Source organism: Enterobacter sp. 120016, from assembly GCF_018383635.1.
GTDB lineage: Bacteria > Pseudomonadota > Gammaproteobacteria > Enterobacterales > Enterobacteriaceae > Enterobacter > Enterobacter asburiae_D.
Window position 1 is genome coordinate 591,611 of the sequence record NZ_JAHAWC010000001.1, and the last position, 17,936, is coordinate 609,546.

19 protein-coding genes and 1 pseudogene are annotated in these 17,936 nt (G+C 54.6%); 10 read left to right on the plus strand and 10 right to left on the minus strand.

What is annotated here, in order from left to right; all coding sequences use genetic code 11:
• Positions 1-48: 48 nt before the first annotated feature.
• The 4 genes from pabB (at position 49) to pdeD (ending at position 5,238) form a co-directional block, all read left to right on the plus strand.
• Positions 49-1,374: an aminodeoxychorismate synthase component 1 gene (gene pabB, locus KIF87_RS02850; protein WP_213328018.1), complete on the plus strand. Its 1,326-nt coding sequence runs from the start codon at positions 49-51 to the stop codon at positions 1,372-1,374.
• Between the two features lie 6 nt (positions 1,375-1,380).
• Positions 1,381-1,959 (plus strand): CoA pyrophosphatase, encoded by a 579-nt coding sequence (locus tag KIF87_RS02855; protein WP_063143821.1) that lies wholly within the window; start codon positions 1,381-1,383, stop codon positions 1,957-1,959.
• Positions 1,960-2,144: 185 nt separating this feature from the next.
• Positions 2,145-3,509, plus strand: coding sequence for an L-serine ammonia-lyase (gene sdaA / locus KIF87_RS02860; protein WP_063143820.1), 1,365 nt, complete (start codon positions 2,145-2,147; stop codon positions 3,507-3,509).
• A gap of 130 nt (positions 3,510-3,639) precedes the next feature.
• Positions 3,640-5,238: a cyclic di-3',5'-guanosine monophosphate phosphodiesterase PdeD gene (pdeD, locus tag KIF87_RS02865; protein ID WP_213327841.1), complete on the plus strand. Its 1,599-nt coding sequence runs from the start codon at positions 3,640-3,642 to the stop codon at positions 5,236-5,238.
• A gap of 6 nt (positions 5,239-5,244) precedes the next feature.
• Here the strand turns inward: pdeD and yoaE are convergent, their stop codons facing one another.
• Entirely contained in the window at positions 5,245-6,804 is a 1,560-nt protein-coding gene (yoaE, locus tag KIF87_RS02870) for a TerC family protein (RefSeq protein WP_213327842.1), read from the minus strand.
• Positions 6,792-7,001, minus strand: a complete 210-nt coding sequence (locus KIF87_RS23565) for a protein YoaL (protein ID WP_071994519.1) — start codon at positions 6,999-7,001, stop codon at positions 6,792-6,794. Before KIF87_RS23565 ends, yoaE begins: the two co-directional genes overlap by 13 nt.
• A 266-nt stretch (positions 7,002-7,267) precedes the next feature.
• On the opposite strand from KIF87_RS23565, the gene manX reads away from it, so the two are divergent.
• The 5 genes from manX to mntP all read left to right on the plus strand — a co-directional run bounded on the left by manX (position 7,268) and on the right by mntP (position 11,430).
• The gene (gene manX, locus KIF87_RS02875) at positions 7,268-8,233 is read left to right on the plus strand and encodes a PTS mannose transporter subunit IIAB (RefSeq protein ID WP_213327843.1); all 966 of its coding nucleotides are present in this window, start codon (positions 7,268-7,270) and stop codon (positions 8,231-8,233) included.
• A gap of 46 nt (positions 8,234-8,279) precedes the next feature.
• A complete protein-coding gene (gene manY, locus KIF87_RS02880; RefSeq protein ID WP_008500490.1) occupies positions 8,280-9,080 on the plus strand; it encodes a PTS mannose transporter subunit IIC in 801 nt (266 codons plus the stop codon).
• 12 nt (positions 9,081-9,092) lie between these two features.
• Positions 9,093-9,944 carry a PTS mannose transporter subunit IID gene (locus KIF87_RS02885; RefSeq protein WP_006810994.1) on the plus strand — a complete coding sequence of 284 codons (852 nt, stop codon included), beginning with the start codon at positions 9,093-9,095 and terminating at the stop codon, positions 9,942-9,944.
• A gap of 62 nt (positions 9,945-10,006) precedes the next feature.
• Positions 10,007-10,465 carry a DUF986 family protein gene (locus KIF87_RS02890; RefSeq protein ID WP_029741999.1) on the plus strand — a complete coding sequence of 153 codons (459 nt, stop codon included), beginning with the start codon at positions 10,007-10,009 and terminating at the stop codon, positions 10,463-10,465.
• A 398-nt stretch (positions 10,466-10,863) separates the two neighbouring features.
• Positions 10,864-11,430, plus strand: a complete 567-nt coding sequence (gene mntP / locus KIF87_RS02895) for a manganese efflux pump MntP (RefSeq protein WP_032642447.1) — start codon at positions 10,864-10,866, stop codon at positions 11,428-11,430.
• On the opposite strand, the gene rlmA is transcribed toward mntP, so the two are convergent.
• From rlmA to mgrB, 7 genes and pseudogenes are all read right to left on the minus strand, one after another.
• Positions 11,427-12,242 carry a 23S rRNA (guanine(745)-N(1))-methyltransferase gene (rlmA, locus tag KIF87_RS02900; RefSeq protein WP_213327844.1) on the minus strand — a complete coding sequence of 272 codons (816 nt, stop codon included), beginning with the start codon at positions 12,240-12,242 and terminating at the stop codon, positions 11,427-11,429. The two genes, mntP and rlmA, sit on opposite strands and share 4 nt — an antisense overlap.
• Before the next feature lie 65 nt (positions 12,243-12,307).
• Positions 12,308-14,026: a peptidoglycan DD-transpeptidase FtsI2/PBP3(PARA) gene (gene ftsI2 / locus KIF87_RS02905; RefSeq protein WP_213327845.1), complete on the minus strand. Its 1,719-nt coding sequence runs from the start codon at positions 14,024-14,026 to the stop codon at positions 12,308-12,310.
• Between the two features lie 219 nt (positions 14,027-14,245).
• On the minus strand, positions 14,246-14,455 hold the full coding sequence (gene cspE / locus KIF87_RS02910) for a transcription antiterminator/RNA stability regulator CspE (RefSeq protein ID WP_001062678.1): 210 nt from the start codon (positions 14,453-14,455) through the stop codon (positions 14,246-14,248).
• Positions 14,456-14,468: 13 nt separating this feature from the next.
• Positions 14,469-14,613 (minus strand): annotated as a pseudogene (locus KIF87_RS02915) (DUF2627 domain-containing protein).
• A 525-nt stretch (positions 14,614-15,138) separates the two neighbouring features.
• Positions 15,139-16,128, minus strand: coding sequence for an MBL fold metallo-hydrolase (locus tag KIF87_RS02920; protein ID WP_213327846.1), 990 nt, complete (start codon positions 16,126-16,128; stop codon positions 15,139-15,141).
• Positions 16,129-16,149: 21 nt separating this feature from the next.
• Complete coding sequence (locus KIF87_RS02925) at positions 16,150-16,440, minus strand: YebO family protein (RefSeq protein ID WP_024909723.1); 291 nt, start codon at positions 16,438-16,440, stop codon at positions 16,150-16,152.
• Between the two features lie 74 nt (positions 16,441-16,514).
• Entirely contained in the window at positions 16,515-16,658 is a 144-nt protein-coding gene (mgrB, locus tag KIF87_RS02930; RefSeq protein WP_006175995.1) for a PhoP/PhoQ regulatory lipoprotein MgrB, read from the minus strand.
• A gap of 160 nt (positions 16,659-16,818) precedes the next feature.
• Between mgrB and KIF87_RS02935 the strand changes: the two genes are divergently transcribed.
• On the plus strand, positions 16,819-17,058 hold the full coding sequence (locus KIF87_RS02935) for a YobH family protein (protein ID WP_121424153.1): 240 nt from the start codon (positions 16,819-16,821) through the stop codon (positions 17,056-17,058).
• Between the two features lie 66 nt (positions 17,059-17,124).
• Here KIF87_RS02935 and kdgR read toward each other — a convergent pair whose 3' ends face one another.
• Complete coding sequence (gene kdgR, locus KIF87_RS02940) at positions 17,125-17,916, minus strand: DNA-binding transcriptional regulator KdgR (protein WP_023312208.1); 792 nt, start codon at positions 17,914-17,916, stop codon at positions 17,125-17,127.
• Positions 17,917-17,936 lie beyond the last annotated feature (20 nt).

The window sequence follows — 17,936 nt, forward strand, 5'->3', positions numbered from 1 at the left end:
TAAATTATTCGCGCTAATTATTTCACGCTGCCCGGTAGTATGCCACACATGAACATGCGCTTCCCCACTGTTATTACCTTGCCCTGGCGTGCAGACGCCGCTGAATTCTGGTTTGCCCGCCTGAGCCATCTTCCGTTTGCGATGCTGCTGCATTCCGGCCATGCGGACCATCCCTATAGCCGCTTCGATATTCTGGTGGCCGATCCGCTAAAGACGCTGACAACCGATGACCTGTCGTTAACGGACGATCCGCTGGTGCAGCTTCAGCACGCCATTAACGCGCTGGGCTTATCTGCCACGCCAAACCCGGACCTCCCTTTTCAGGGGGGCGCGCTGGGCCTGTTTGGTTATGACCTGGGCCGCCGTTTCGAAACGCTGCCGGAGCATGCGCAGGCTGATATTTCCCTGCCAGACATGGCCGTGGGGCTGTATGACTGGGCGTTAATTGTCGATCACCAGAAAAAAACGGTTTCCCTGCTGAGCCATCGTGACGTGCAGGCGCGCCGGGCGTGGCTTGAGGCGCAGCAGCCTGCCCCGGCACAGACGTTCACGCTGACCTCCGGCTGGCGCTCAAATATGAGCGCTGCGGAGTATGCCGAAAAATTCGCGCGCGTTCAGGCGTATCTGCAAAGCGGTGACTGCTACCAGGTTAACCTCGCCCAGCGCTTCCAGGCGACATACCGGGGAGATGAGTGGCAGGCGTTTACCCGCCTTAATGCCAGCAATAAGGCCCCGTTCAGCGCGTTTGTCCGTCTGGAACGGGGGGCCATACTCAGCCTGTCTCCGGAGCGCTTTATTCATCTGGCCGAGGGCACGATTCAAACCCGTCCGATTAAAGGCACCCTGCCGCGTCTTGCCGATCCCGACGCCGATCGCCAGCAGGCGGAAAAGCTGGCCGCCTCGCCGAAAGACCGCGCCGAGAACCTGATGATTGTCGATCTGATGCGTAACGACATTGGCCGGGTGGCCGTTCCGGGCAGCGTGCGCGTTCCGGAACTGTTTGTCGTCGAGCCTTTCCCGGCGGTGCATCATCTGGTCAGTACTATCACCGCGACGCTGCCGGCATCACGCACGGCCTGCGATCTTCTGCGCGCGGCGTTTCCGGGCGGCTCCATCACCGGCGCGCCAAAGGTGCGGGCGATGGAGATCATTGATGAGCTGGAGCCGCAGCGCCGCAACGCCTGGTGCGGCAGCATTGGCTATATCAGCCTGTGCGGCACGCTGGATACCAGCATTACCATTCGCACGCTGACCGCCTGCGACGGAAACCTTTACTGTTCGGCCGGGGGCGGCATTGTTGCCGATAGCCAGGTCGATGCGGAATATCAGGAAACCTTTGATAAAGTTAACCGTATCCTGAAACAACTGGAGTAATCACGGGTGGAAAAAGAGAACCTGACGCTGGATGACTTTTTATCTCGCTTTCAGCTATTACGACCGCAGGTCAACCGCGAGGCGCTGAATCAGCGACAGGCGGCCGTGCTGATCCCGGTCGTGCGTCGCGAGCAGCCTGGCCTGCTGCTGACCCAGCGTTCTCCCCATTTACGTAAGCACGCGGGTCAGGTCGCCTTTCCGGGGGGGGCCGTAGACAGCTCCGACGCCTCGCTAATTGCCGCCGCGCTGCGGGAAGCGCAGGAAGAGGTTGCCATTCCACCGGAGGCTGTGGAGGTCATCGGCGTGCTGCCGCCCGTCGACAGCGTCACCGGTTTTCAGGTCACGCCGGTGGTGGGCATTATCCCGCCGGGCCTTCAGTATCACGCTAGCGTCGATGAAGTCTCTGCGGTGTTTGAAATGCCGCTGGATGAAGCCCTCCGACTGAGTCGTTATCACCCGCTGGATATTCAGCGTCGCGGGCATGACCATCGGGTCTGGTTGTCCTGGTATCAGCATTATTTTGTCTGGGGCATGACGGCGGGCATTATTCGTGAGCTGGCGTTGCAGATCGGCCTGAAGCCTTGACTATACTTTACATTCCGCCCTCTTCTGCCAGGTTTGCGATCTGGGTCGCGTTATTAGCAAAACCCATCGTTAACCATTAGTTTAATTCATGTGAATAGTTAAGCCGAGGTCGGTGTTCCCTCTTACACTATGCGCAGTTATAACATCGTTACTGGAACCCCGGTAACCCTGTCAGGAGTGTGAAAGTGATTAGTATATTCGACATGTTCAAAGTGGGAATTGGCCCTTCGTCTTCCCATACTGTTGGCCCGATGAAGGCCGGTAAACAGTTCGTCGATGATCTGGTCGAAAAAGGATTACTGGAAAGCGTTACCCGTGTCGCCGTGGATGTTTACGGCTCGCTGTCATTAACGGGTAAAGGCCACCACACCGATATCGCCATTATTATGGGTCTGGCAGGCAATATGCCGGATACCGTTGATATTGATGCCATCCCGGCATTCATCCGCGACGTGGAAACACGCGGCCGCCTGCTGCTGGCAAACGGCCAGCAGGAAGTCGATTTCCCGCAGGATGACGGCATGCGTTTCCGTAGCGACAACCTGCCGCTGCATGAAAACGGCATGACCATTCACGCTTATAGCGGTGAAAAAGAGATTTACAGCAAAACGTACTACTCCATCGGCGGTGGCTTCATCGTGGATGAAGAGCATTTTGGCAAAGACAGCGTCGGCGACGTCAACGTACCGTACCCGTTCAAATCGGCTACTGAAATGCTGGGTTACTGTAAAGAGACCGGTCTTTCCCTGTCCGGTATGGTGATGCAGAACGAACTGGCCCTGCACAGCAAAAAAGAGATTGAAGACTATTTTGCGAACGTCTGGCAAACCATGCGCGCCTGTATCGATCGCGGGATGAACACCGAAGGCGTTCTGCCGGGTCCACTGCGCGTACCGCGTCGTGCCTCCGCCCTGCGCCGTATGCTGGTGACCACGGACAAGTTCTCCAACGACCCGATGAACGTGGTCGACTGGGTAAACATGTTTGCCCTGGCGGTTAACGAAGAGAACGCCGCCGGTGGCCGCGTCGTGACGGCGCCAACCAACGGTGCCTGCGGTATCGTTCCGGCAGTGCTGGCCTACTACGATCACTTTATTGAGCCCGTGACGCCGGACATCTATATCCGCTATTTCCTGGCGTCAGGTGCCATCGGTGCGCTGTACAAAATGAACGCCTCCATTTCCGGTGCTGAAGTGGGCTGTCAGGGTGAAGTCGGCGTTGCCTGCTCCATGGCGGCGGCGGGTCTGGCAGAGCTGCTGGGCGCAAGCCCTGAGCAGGTCTGCGTGGCCGCTGAAATCGGTATGGAACATAACCTCGGTCTGACCTGTGACCCGGTTGCGGGCCAGGTTCAGGTGCCGTGCATCGAGCGTAACGCGATTGCCTCGGTGAAAGCCATCAACGCCTCACGCATGGCGATGCGCCGTACCAGTGAACCTCGCGTATCGCTGGATAAGGTGATTGAAACCATGTACGAAACCGGCAAAGACATGAACGCGAAATACCGCGAGACGTCCCGCGGTGGCCTGGCCATTAAGGTGCAGTGCGACTAATACTGCCTTTCGCCCATCTGCAACGGATGGGCGAATTTCCCTCTTCTTTCTCGTCTCCTTCTGCTTTCCCCACTACACTTTCACTGTTGCGTCCGGCTTTTGTGGCTGGTGGCTTATCAGGCGACCGTTCATGCAAACTGCACAAACGATCATTAAAAACTATCGCCGAAAACGCGTTATCGTCTGTGTCACGGTTGCGCTCCTCACGCTCATCCTGACGTTAGGCATTCGCTTTATTTCACAGCGCAATGTTAACCAACAGCGGATCCTCGATTTTACCAGCCACACCGTTCGCGCCCTTGATAACGTTCTGCTTTCTTTAGAGAACCGCCGCAGCGTGCTGCAACCCCTGGTGGGGCAGCCCTGCCCGCAGGCGCACCTGGCGCTGCGAAAGCAGGCCGCCATTTTGCAGACGGTACGCTCCATCGCCCTGATTAACGACGGAATCCTGTACTGCTCGAGTATTTTCGGGAGCCGCAACGTGCCCGTTCGCGACTTCCTGAAAGAATTGCCCGCCAGCACGGCTAAGCTGATTTTATCGACCGACCAGTGGCTGCTTAAAGATAGCCCGATATTGGTCCAGTGGTATCCCGTCTCGCAGGACGGTGAAGCTGGCGTTATCGAAATCATCAATATCGATCTGATCGCCAAAATGATCCTCGAGCCCCAGCGCCCTCTCATCAATGACGTGGCGCTGACCGTGGGCGATCGCTTTCTGCGCTATGGACAACGCGTCAGCGACAGCCTGACCTTTGATGAGGAGGGATCTCTTTTCCGGCAGTCATCAACCCGAAATCCTTTCACCATTACGGTCAGCGGGCCAGGTCCTGGAGAGTTAGCCTTAAAAAGCCTGCCAGCCCAGCTGCCGCTGGGGCTGATGCTCAGCCTGCTGCTGGGCTATCTCGCCTGGCTGGCAACGGCAAACCGGATGAGCTTCACGTGGGAGATCGATATGGGCATTGCGGCGCGGGAATTTGAGCTTTTCTGCCAGCCGCTGGTGAATGCCCGTACCCAGGCGTGCACCGGCGTGGAGATCCTGCTGCGCTGGAACAATCCGCGTCAGGGTTGGATCACCCCGGAGGTGTTTATCCCTCTGGCAGAAGAACATAACCAGATTGTCCCTCTGACCCGCTATGTCATCGCCGAAACGGTGCGCCAGATAGGCTACTTCCCCGCCAACGCCGGTTTTCACATCGGTATTAACGTCGCCGCCAGCCATTTCCGTCACGCGATGTTAATCCAGGACCTGAACCGCCTCTGGTTCAGCGCCTTCCCGCACCAGCAGCTGGTGATTGAACTTACGGAACGGGATGCGCTGCTGGATGCGGATTATCGCATCGTGCGCGAACTGCATCGTAAAGGGGTGAAGCTGGCCATCGACGATTTTGGCACCGGGAACAGCTCCCTCTCCTGGCTTGAAAAGCTGCACCCGGACGTGCTGAAAATTGACCAGTCGTTTACCACCGCCATCGGCACCGACGCCGTGAACTCGACGGTGACGGATATGATTATTGCGCTGGGTCAGCGGCTGAATATTGAACTGGTTGCTGAGGGGGTCGAGACAGAGGAGCAGGCGCGCTATTTGCGCCGCCATGGTGTGCCCGTCCTGCAGGGCTTTTTCTATGCGCGGCCCATGCCGCTACGGGATTTTCCGAAGTGGCTGGCGGGAGGCGCGCCCCCGCCAGCGCATCATAACGGGCACATCGTGCCCTTAATGCCGCTGCGCTAAGCCGGCTTATTCATCTTCATCGTGGGCTGATTGTTCTTTAACAATACGAACCATATCAACGCGATAGTCGTTGGCTTCAACGATCGTAATGTGCAGCGGCCCCAGCTCGATCACATCTCCGACGCGCGGGATTTGCCCGTTAACCGCGATCGCCAGACCGGCAACGGTCGCGATGTCTTCTTCATCGTTGATCACGTTTTCCAGCCCCAGCGTGTGCGAGAGCGCGTGCAGGTCGGTAGTACCTTTAACCAGCCAGCCTTCACCGTCGGCAACAATCTCTGGCGTTTCGTCGGCATCCGGGAATTCACCGGCAATCGCTTCCAGCACGTCCAGCGGCGTAACCAGCCCCTGCACCACGCCAAACTCGTTGGTGACGATAACAAAGCTACCGCGAGCGCGGCGCAGCACCCCGAGCAGGTTGATAGGATCCAGCGTTTCCGGCACGACAATCGCAGGCGACGCGGCAGCAACGGCTTCCACGTTGACGCCCTCTTCCAGGGCCACCAGCATCTCTTTCGCCCGCACGACGCCGATGATCTCATCCAGCTCACCGCGACACACCGGGAACAGGCTGTGCGGTGAAGAGAGCAGCTGCTGGCGAATTTCATCCACGCTCAGGTTAGCATCGACCCAGCTGATTTCCCCGCGCGGCGTCATGATGCCGCGCAGCGAACGGGAGGCCAGGGAGAGCACGCCGTTGATCATGTAGCGCTCTTGTTCCACAAACGCCCCTTCCGGGACCGGAACCGGGTTGTGGTTTTCGGAATCAGACTGGACGTTCACCTGACGACGACCGCCCATCAGGCGCAGAATGGCATCTGCGGTACGGGCGCGCAGCGGCTGATTCGACTGCTGCTTAATAAAGTTACGGCGCGCAATCTGGTTAAAGAGCTCAATCAGGATCGAGAAGCCAATCGCGGCGTACAGGTAGCCTTTCGGAATATGGAAGCCAAAACCTTCCGCCACCAGGCTCAGGCCGATCATCAGCAGGAAGCTCAGACACAGTACCACCACCGTTGGATGCTGGTTGACGAAGCGCGTCAGCGGCTTCGAGGCCAGCAGCATTACCGCCATCGCAATAACGACAGCCGCCATCATTACCGGCAGATGATTCACCATGCCGACCGCCGTGATCACCGCATCCAGCGAGAAGACCGCATCAAGCACCACGATCTGCAGCACCACCACCCAGAAGCTGGCATAGCCTTTACCGTGCCCATCATCGTGCTGACGGTTTTCCAGCCGCTCGTGTAGCTCTGTCGTCGCTTTGAAAAGCAGGAATATCCCCCCGATCAGCATGATTAAATCACGCCCGGAGAAGGTGTAATCCATGACGGAGAACAGCGGTTTGGTCAGCGTGACCATCCAGGAGATGACGGAGAGCAGCCCCAGTCGCATGACCAGCGCTAGCGAGAGACCAATCAGGCGCGCTTTATCACGCTGTTTTGGCGGCAGTTTGTCCGCAAGGATGGCGATAAACACCAGGTTATCAATGCCGAGAACAATCTCCAGCACCACCAGCGTGAGCAATCCCACCCAGATTGACGGGTCCATTAAGAATTCCATGACAAGCTCCTGCTAAAGGAATGACGAAACGGTGCCCCACTCAACGTGGGCAAAACAGAGGTAAACAGAGTCGATACGTGGCGAGGATCGCCGGTGAATAAGGCGCGAAATGGCCTGGTAGATGACTGACGTCGGTGACGGTCCATATAGTGGGCTGTAGCCCTATACTCCTGAACAATTAAACGGAGGCTAAACATATCAGAGACAATGTGTTTTTAGCAAAGATTTACGTTCCTTTGCAAAGTTCTGTAACACAGCGGCTTTACTCTACAGATAAATCTGTAACGCGTGGCTAAATTACGGATCTTCATCACATAAATTATTTTTTCACTATCTAAAATAATTCGCGGAAGTCTTAGTTTTTTTGAACTCTAACCCTTATCTGAATCGATTCGGTTCGCCAATACGATTCTCAGTACGACTGCCTGGCAGGCGTATTAATGATAATAAAAGGAGGTAGCAAGTGACCATTGCTATTGTCATAGGCACACATGGTTGGGCTGCTGAGCAGCTACTCAAAACGGCAGAGATGCTGTTGGGCGAGCAGGAAAACGTCGGCTGGATCGATTTCGTTCCCGGTGAAAATGCCGAGACGCTGATAGAGAAGTACAACGCTCAACTCGCGAAGCTGGATACCAGCAAAGGCGTGCTGTTTCTCGTTGATACATGGGGCGGCAGCCCGTTCAATGCCGCCAGCCGCATTGTCGTCGATAAAGAGCACTATGAAGTTGTCGCCGGGGTGAATATTCCCATGCTGGTGGAAACCTTCATGGCGCGCGACGACAATCCGGCGTTCGATGAGCTGGTGGCACTGACCGTTGAAACCGGTCGCGAAGGCGTAAAAGCCCTGAAAGCGCAGCCGGTTGAAAAGCCTGTCCCTGCTCCTGCAGCGGCACCAAAAGCGGCAGCACCGGCAAAACCGATGGGCCCGAACGATTATATGGTTATCGGCCTTGCGCGTATTGATGACCGTTTAATCCACGGCCAGGTTGCCACGCGCTGGACCAAAGAGACCAACGTTCGACGCATTATCGTGGTCAGCGACGAAGTTGCCGCCGATACCGTACGTAAAACCCTTCTGACTCAGGTAGCTCCTCCTGGCGTTACCGCGCACGTTGTGGATGTCGCCAAGATGATCCGCGTTTACAACAACCCGAAATACGCGGGTGAACGCGTGATGCTCCTGTTCACTAACCCGACAGACGTTGAGCGCATTGTTGAAGGCGGCGTGAAAATCACCTCCGTGAACATTGGTGGTATGGCATTCCGTCAGGGCAAAACGCAGGTCAACAACGCCATTTCAGTCGATGCGAAAGATATCGAGGCATTCAACAAGCTGAATGCGCGCGGTATTGAACTGGAAGCCCGTAAGGTTTCCACGGATCAAAAACTGAAAATGATGGATTTGATCGGCAAAGTTGGGAAATAAGCCCGCGCCGGTTCTCACATAAAGCTTATGTAATAGGAGAAGTGCAATGGAGATTACCACTCTTCAGATTGTGCTGGTGTTCGTCGTCGCATGTATTGCGGGTATGGAATCCGTACTTGATGAATTTCAGTTCCACCGCCCTCTGGTGGCCTGTACGCTGATTGGGGCCGTTCTGGGTGACATGAAAACCGGTATCATCATCGGTGGTACCCTGGAAATGATCGCCCTGGGCTGGATGAACATCGGCGCGGCGGTTGCGCCCGATGCCGCGCTGGCCTCTATCATTTCGACCGTTCTGGTTATTGCTGGTCATCAGAGTATTGGTGCCGGTATCGCCCTGGCGATCCCGCTGGCAGCAGCAGGCCAGGTTCTGACCATCATCGTTCGTACTATCACCGTTGCCTTCCAGCACGCGGCGGATAAGGCGGCCGAAAACGGTAACCTCACGGCCCTGTCGTGGATCCACGTATCATCCCTGTTCCTGCAGGCGATGCGTATCGCGATCCCGGCGGTTATCGTGGCGATCTCCGTCGGTACCAGTGAAGTCCAGAGCATGCTGAACGCCATTCCAGAAGTGGTCACCGGCGGTCTGAACATCGCGGGCGGTATGATCGTGGTCGTCGGTTATGCGATGGTCATCAACATGATGCGCGCAGGCTACCTGATGCCGTTCTTCTACCTCGGCTTCGTGACCGCTGCCTTCACCAACTTCAACCTGGTTGCACTGGGCGTGATTGGTGCGGTGATGGCGATTCTCTACATCCAGCTCAGCCCGAAATACAACCGCGTCGCGGGTGCCCCAGCGCAGGCTGCTGGTAACAACGATCTCGATAACGAACTGGACTAACAGGTGAGCGAAATGGTTGATATGACAAAAACTACCACCGAGAAAAAACTCACTCCGGGTGATATTCGTGGCGTGTTCATCCGTTCTAACCTGTTTCAGGGTTCATGGAACTTCGAACGTATGCAGGCGCTGGGTTTCTGCTTCTCCATGGTACCGGCGATCAAACGCCTGTACCCGGAAAACAACGAAGCGCGCCGTCAGGCGATCAAGCGTCACCTGGAATTCTTTAACACCCATCCTTACGTTGCGGCCCCCGTACTGGGCGTAACGCTGGCGATGGAAGAACAGCGTGCGAACGGCGCAGAGATTGACGATGGTGCTATCAACGGTATCAAAGTCGGCCTGATGGGCCCGCTGGCCGGTGTCGGTGACCCTATCTTCTGGGGTACCGTGCGTCCGGTCTTCGCGGCGCTGGGTGCCGGTATCGCGATGAGCGGCAGCCTGCTTGGCCCGCTGCTGTTCTTCATCCTGTTCAACGCCGTGCGCCTGCTGACCCGCTACTACGGTGTGGCCTACGGCTACCGTAAAGGGGTAGATATCGTTAAGGACATGGGCGGCGGCTTCCTGCAGAAACTGACTGAGGGGGCGTCAATCCTCGGCCTGTTTGTCATGGGGGCACTGGTTAACAAGTGGACGCACGTGAACATCCCGCTGGTGGTATCGACCATCACCGGGCAGGATGGACAGACGCGCGTCACCACCGTGCAGACGATTCTGGACCAGCTGATGCCTGGCCTGGTACCGCTGCTGTTGACCTTCGCCTGCATGTGGCTGCTGCGTAAGAAAGTGAACCCGCTGTGGATTATCGTTGGCTTCTTCGTCATCGGTATCGCGGGCTACGCGGTCGGTCTGCTGGGCCTGTAAAGCAATAACGTTAGACGCCGGGGGCTTGCCCCCGGTTTTTTTATCTGTTTTCTGGAGGATGAATGACTGTCACGGACATCGTACTGGTTTTATTTATTGCAGCCCTTCTGGCTTACGCGATCTATGACGAGTTCATCATGCCCCGCCGCCACGGCGAGACGCTGCTCTCCCTTCCCCTTCTGCGACGCGGGCGCGTGGATGCGTTTATCTTCGCGGGTCTCATCGTCATTCTTATTTACAATAACGTCACCAGCCATGGTGCAATATTAACCACATGGTTATTATGTGCGCTGGCATTAATGGCGGTTTATCTGTTCTGGATCCGCACGCCGAAAATCATTTTTAAATCCCGCGGGTTTTTCTTCGCCAATGTGTGGATAGAATATAACCGTATTAAAGAGATGAATTTATCCGAAGACGGTGTGCTGGTGATGCAATTAGAACAACGTCGCCTGCTTGTTCGGGTGAAGAATATTGACGACCTGGAAAAGATATACAAGTTACTCGTTAAAACTCAATAATTTATATATATAGCAATGGCTATATACTGCGTTTATCGTGCGCAAGAAATATAGCCAAAGCTATATCCACTCCGTTAATTTGATCTCTATTTGTTAACGATATCTTCACGCTTAAAGACAAATGAAAATCGTTATCACTAAGCATTTTAAATAATGCCTCTTCATTGTTGTTTTATATTCTCAAAATATGTTAAGGTTGCGCCCGTCGTTGGGGAGTAGCCGATTTCCTGCTCGCAGGAAATGTACGTGTCAACATACTCGTTGAAAAACGTGGCGCGTACGGATCGCTTACAGCACATCTTATGTGCGGCGCGATCAGGCGAGACCATAGATACATCAACTGCTGTTTACTGGGGGCAGTGATGTGTCATATGGATATCCCCGGTCTGGACGCTGTTATGAATATCTCCGCTACGATCCTCCTCGCTTTTGGCATGTCCATGGACGCGTTTGCTGCTTCCATCGGAAAAGGCGCCACGCTCCATAAACCTAAGTTCTCAGAAGCCCTGCGTACCGGCCTGATTTTCGGTGCTATCGAAACGCTGACGCCGCTTATCGGCTGGGGTCTTGGCATGCTCGCCAGCCAGTTCGTGCTGGAGTGGAACCACTGGATTGCGTTCGTCCTGCTGGTATTTCTCGGTGGCCGAATGGTGATTGAAGGTTTTCGCGGTGGTGATGAAGAAGACGAGGAGCCGCAGCACCGCCACGGGTTCTGGCTGCTGGTCACCACGGCCATTGCCACCAGCCTTGATGCGATGGCCGTCGGCGTAGGTCTGGCATTCCTGCAGGTCAATATTATCGCCACCGCGCTGGCCATCGGCTGCGCAACGCTGATTATGTCCACGCTGGGCATGATGGTTGGACGGTTTATCGGCCCGCTGCTGGGTAAACGCGCCGAGATCCTGGGGGGAATTGTGCTGATTGGCATTGGTGCCCAGATCCTCTGGGCACACTTCGCCGGTTAATCTTCGCGCTGCCAGACGTGGATACTGAAATCCGTCTGGCAGCGAAATGTTGAGTGCGCAGCTAGCGCTTCCCATACTTCCGGTTTTGCCCGCCACGCGAACGGTGTCATCTGCAGCAACGCGGTAGCCTCTTCCCCTTTCAGCGTCATTTCATACGCCACGCTTTGCTCCTGCTTCAGGCTAAAACCGGCCAGCTGTTCAGAATGAGGGGCATGCAGACGCACTTCGTCGTAGATCAGCCCTTTCAGCTCCATCAGGTGACGCGGGCCCGGCGTCACGGTGACGACCCATCCGCCCGGCTTCACCACGCGAGCCAGCTCTTCCGCCTTGCAGGGCGCGTAAATGCGGATAACAGCGTCCATGCTGGCATCGTCAAACGGCAGCCGGTGGCTGGATGCCACGCAGAACGTCACGTCCGCGTAACGCTTTGCCGCCGCGCGAATGGCCACTTTCGACACGTCCAGACCGAATGTCAGCGCGCCCTTCTCACGGGCAATCTCGGCAAACCGGGCGGTGTAGTACCCTTCCCCGCAGCCGATATCGAGCATGGCGGTGGCAGAATCCGGCAGAATGTCATTCAGCATCTGCGCGACGGTCTCCCGCAGCGGCAGATAGTGGCCGGCATCCAGAAACGCGCGACGCGCCTGCATCATCTCTGCACTGTCGCCAGGATCGCGGGAGCGCTTATGCTGCACCGGCAGAAGATTCACGTAGCCTTCTTTTGCCATATCAAACTGATGCCCCTGCGGACAGGTATAACTTTTATCTGTGTGCGTCAGGGGGGCGTGGCAAAGAGGACAACTGAAGGACATGGTGACTCCGGAGCATAATCAAAGGGCGAAGTGTACCGCTATTCGCCCTGGTTATAAACGCCCGGTTAACGCATAACGATAAGGTGATCGGAACCGGCCGGTAACCCGTCAGGTTTAACATTCTCCAGACGCAGCACGTTGCCCATAATCTCGCTGAAGACAGGCGCGGAAACGGCACCGCCGTAGTAGGCGCCATTTTGCGGATCGTTAATGACCACCACCAGGGCAAAGCGCGGATCGCTGGCAGGCGCAACGCCAGCAGTGTAGGCAACGTATTTATCGACGTACTTCCCGCTGTCGTCAATTTTCTTCGCCGTACCGGTTTTCACCGCTACCCGGTAATCACGAACGGCGGCCTTAACCCCGCCGCCGCCGGGCAGCGCAACGCTCTCCATCATGTGCTCCACCTCATGCGCAATCTCTTCCGGCATGACGCGGTGCCCGATAACGGGCGGATCGATACGCGTAATCGAGAGAGGTCGCTCAAGCCCGAAGCCGCCAATCGTGGCGTAGACGTGCGCCAGCTGGAGCGGCGTCACCATCAGCCCGTAGCCGAAGGCAAAGGTCGCGCGGTCGAGCTGGCTCCAGTATTTACGCTGGGGCAGCAGTCCCGCGCTCTCACCCGTTAAGCCAAGCCCCGTATTGGTGCCAAAACCAAAGTTTCGATAGGTATCAATAAGATGCTGGACAGGCATTGCCAGGGACAGTCGAGACACGCCGGTGTCGCTCGATTTTTGCAGGATCCCGGTCATTGTCAGTTCAGGATAATAGCCCACATCGCGGATACGATGCCCGTCGAGGGTATACGGATGCGTGTCAATCACGCTGTCCGGCTGGACAAGCCCCTGCTGCAGGGCCGTCATCAGCACCAGCGGCTTGACCGTGGAGCCGGGCTCAAACGTATCGCTGATCGCACGGTTGCGAAAATCGTTTATCGTCGCGCCTTCCCGGTTATTGGGGTTGAAGTCCGGATAGCTCGCCATGGCGAGGATTTCCCCGGTTGGGATATTAATTAGCACCGATGCCCCAGACTCGGCCTTGTTCCAGGCCACGGCATTATCGAGCGCATCTTCGGTAATGGTTTGCAGACGCTCGTCGATACTTAACTGGATGTTATGCGCCGGTGCGGGCGCCACTTCCGTCAGGTTTTCAACCACGCGTCCGTAGCGGTCTTCCCTTACCTGCCGTACACCCGCCTTGCCGGTCAGCTGCGCGTTAAAGCTTTTTTCCACGCCTTCAATGCCCTGCCCGTCAATATTGGTGAAGCCAATCAGGTTCGCTGCCACATGGCCGGCAGGATAAAAACGGCGGGATTCATCGCGTAAATTGATGCCGGGCAGATTGAGCTTATCGATCCACTTTGCCTGTGCCGGATCGACCTGACGGGCAAGATAAATAAAACGGCCCTGCGGGTTGGCGTTGATTCGCGCCGAGAGTGTGCCCAGGGAGAGATGCAGCGCGTTTGCCAACGCCTGCCAGCGTTCGTCAACGCCAACGCCTCCTTTTGCCAGCACCGTTTTAGGATCGGCCCACACGGCCCGGACAGGCACGCTCACCGCCAGGGGGCGACCTTCGCGATCCATTATCATCCCGCGCGGCGCATCAATCGCCAGTTGCCGGAGGGAGCGCATATCTTCCTGCTTCACCAGATTGTCAGGCTTGATGATTTGCAGCCAGGCAACGCGGCCCAGTAAAAAAGCCAGACTACAAAAAATAGCTAAACAGAGCAGCACAAAACGCGCCGGCGTGAAATTTCCGGCAGTCGTTATCAATTTATTCTTCACCTGAACCCCAGGACTGTTAAACAACGCCCTGATTTAACGGGAAAAGATGGGTTTAGGTTGGCAAAACAGTGCTACTAACCTCGCAGCTTTGCAACAAGTTACTAACAAGAGCGCGAATGGTAATATTTTGAAAGATAAGGGACATAAAAAAGCCCCGCGTTATGCGAGGCTTTATGTCTGAGATTGAAGTGCTAAGCGCTTCAGTCAGCAGCGGTTCGATCAGATAGCAGTTACGTTAACTGCAGCTGGGCCTTTCTGGCCGTCCTGAATTTCGAACTCAACGTTCTGGCCTTCAGCCAGAGTTTTGAAGCCGTTACCCTGGATTGCAGAGAAGTGTACGAACACGTCTTTGCTGCCGTCAGCAGGAGTAATGAAACCAAAACCTTTAGACTCGTTGAACCACTTAACTTGACCTTTAATCTTTGCCATTTTGCAAAATTCCTTAGAGTGTTTTCTTAGCCCGCAGGCATTAACTGAGATAAAACTGAGACATTACTGCATGAGGCACTAATATAAGGTTCGGCAGAGAAGCGGTATTCAACGACAACGTGTTTACTCAGGACTTCTTTACTGAAAATGCCACACATAAACAGAACTGTACCTCGTTTGACCCAAAACGTGTTATCACACACTATGTTTAATATGGCAAGCCATTTTTAAACATGTCTCGATCCGCCGCACAAATTCGAACAGTGCCTGTCAGGTTTTGCACAATTATGCGCATCACGTACAGACAGCTCTGCTGCGTAACAAAGACCCAGCATTGCTTTCACAACCGCTGTAATCTAAGACTTTTTTAACATAGCTCAATCATAACGAAGCGTCCAGCAACCGGGAAAAGAAATCTTACGTCTTGATTGAGTTAGAACAATTTGTAAAAACTTATGCTTAAATCATTGTAACGCGACCAAATTGTTTCAGAGAAAAAACACCGTTAATAGCCCACGCCCAACTGTATTAAAATGCACCAGTTAATAAACAGTGTTATGCACCAAAATAATGAAATTTTTATGAACCTGCATCAAAAGAAGGCAAGCAAAACGTTTCGATATAAATAAAACATTTCTGCGCGCGTTTACATACAGAATATATGCAACAATTAATCGCTTCGTTTATAAGGATAAATATTCGCCAATTTTCAGTATCCTGAAAGAATGATTAACTGGTGCTAAATTATCTAGCGCGTCAGTTAACTCCCGCACAGGTTCATCAAGAGCTTCATCTGCCAGTTCAAACACGCCCCAGTGAATGGGAAACGCCAGCGGACAACCCAACTGCTGCCATAATGCCACCGCGGATTGCGGATCCATATGATGGACAGCCATGAACCATCGTGGGGCAAAGGCACCTATCGGTAACGCGGCAGCATCGATATGGCCCAGACGTTCAGGTATCAACAGCAGCTCGGGCGAATACCCCGTATCGCCGCTGAACCAGAAACGATGATGTCGACCTTCCATAACCCAGCCGCACCATAATGAGCGATTGCGGTTCCATGGCGTGCGCATACTCCAGTGCTGTGCCGGTACGGCTGTCAGCGTCATCCCCTGCCAGGTGAAACTCTGCCACCAGTCGAGCTCAACCACGCGTTTTGCCCCCCGGCGGCGAAACCAGTCGGCAAGCCCCAGCGGAACAAAAAAACTGACGTCGGGGAAGCGTTTGAGGATACGGCGAATGGTCGCGTCATCAAGATGATCGTAATGATTATGGGAGATGACGACCGCATCAAGCTGATGAAGTTGATCGACTGACAGCGCGGGAGGCGTTTTACGCTGTGGTCCCAGGAAAGGGAGCGGAGAAGCGCGCCGTGAAAACACCGGATCGGTAAGGAGGATATTGCCGTCCAGCTGCAGCAACACGCTTGCGTGTCCGAGCCACCACACCCCATCTTCATGAGATTGCGTAAGCTCAACCGGTTGCCACCACTGGTGGATAAAGTCTTCATAACCCAGCGCGGGCGGCTTCGGTAAACCGGCCTCTTTACGCGCTTTACGCCAGCGGTCAAGATCGCCGGGCTGATGTCCGACAGGATCGGTATTACGAAAACCGTTCGGGGTGTGATGTTTCAGGGAGGGGTCATACCAGGGATTTTTCCAGACCACAGCCACCTCCCAGACAAAAGATTAACGCTCAGCCACCAGGCGGATAAAGTCGTCTTCGTCTTTGTTATCTTCAGCGACCGCGTCTTTCGGCGCGTCTTTCTCTTCCGGCTCGTTAGCCTCACACAGACGGCGCAGCAGCGCATTCTGACGTTTTTGCTGATCGAGCAGCGCTTCCAGCAGTTCAATCTGCTCGTTAGTACGGGAACTGGCGCGGTTCACGAAAAACCAAATGACCAGCCCCACAAGCAGAACAACCAAAGAAATCATCAGGGATGCTATATTCAGCAGCCCTGAATTCAGTAACTCACCCATTTCACCACCTCAATAAAAACGTCTATTTTACCACTGGCGCGAAGGAAGGAAATCACCTTGAGAAAAAATGCGTGTTACCACGGAATAAATTTATTGATTGCGCAAACGCCGCTAAAAAACTGTACATCCTGATCGCACATCACATTGATCGTCTGCGTCCATAACACCACGCACGCTATCAGCACGATAATCAGAATTACCCAGCGTATTTTTTTCACTCCACACTCCGTCTAATGACCTGATGTAACGAGGTTATCACGCTTATCTTAAACAAGGACTAACTGTGCCTCCATCGCGCTTTTTTCAGATTCCTGCACTTGTTTCGCCGCGTAAACCGTTTACGCTAGCATTATGATAACAACGATAAAAGAGGAAATGATGCGGTTAATCATTCGAACAATTGTTGCACTGGCCATTGTCTGGATTGGCCTTCTGCTAACGGGTTATGGCGTGCTTGTGGGAAGCACCGAGAACGCAGCCGGGTTAGGAATTCAGTGTAAATATTTAACGGCACAGGGCGTGAGCACTGCGCAATATCTGCATACTGAAAGCGGGATCGTGGGCTTAACGCACTGTCCGGTCCTGCGTAAGACATCCGTCGTGATTGATAATGGCTAATCAGCCGGGTAAATGACCGACAAAAAACGCCGCATCTGTTGCGGCGTTTTTTTATGCAAACAGAGATTAGAACGGGTAGTCGTGATACCCCATCTGTTCAGAAATCTTACGTGCGGCAGTGTGCAAAATAGCCACATACTCATGCAGACGCTCTTCGGAGAAGCGTAAGGTTGGGAAGGAGATACTTAAGCCCGCGATTACCACGCCAAAACGGTCAAACACCGGAACGCCGATGCAGCGCAGCCCTTCTTCCTGCTCTTCGTTATCTTCGCCATACCCCTGCTCGCGTACGCGATCGAGCACCGTTAACAGCGCGTCCGTGCTGGTAATGGTTCGTGAGGTACTTTGCTTGTATTCCACGCCTTCGAGGATCTGCTTCACTTCCTCACGATCGCGCCACGCCAGCAGAACCTTACCAATGGCGGTACTGTAGAGCGGGTTGCGACGACCAATGCGCGAATACATGCGCAGATTGTACATGGAGTCGATTTTATGGATGTAAACAATGCTGTCTTCATCCAGCGCGCCGAGATGGATGGTCTCTTTGGTCAGGCGAGAGATTTCACGCATCTGAATATCGGCGCTGCGGATCAGGTCAACGTTTTGTAGCGCACGGGCACCCAGCTCAAACAGCTTCAGCGTCAGAGAGTATTTTTCAGATTCGCCTTCCTGGGCAACGTAGCCCAGCGACTTCATGGTTTGCAAAAAGCGATACACGGTGCTTTTTGACATCATCACGCGCTGCGACAACTCTGTAATACCTATTTCACGCTCTTCTCCCAGCGCCTGTAAGATGCCAAACACCTTCAGCACGGAAGAAACAGAATCTGGCTGTTTATCCAAATCCGCAATAGCCATTTACCACCTCATAGAGAGTG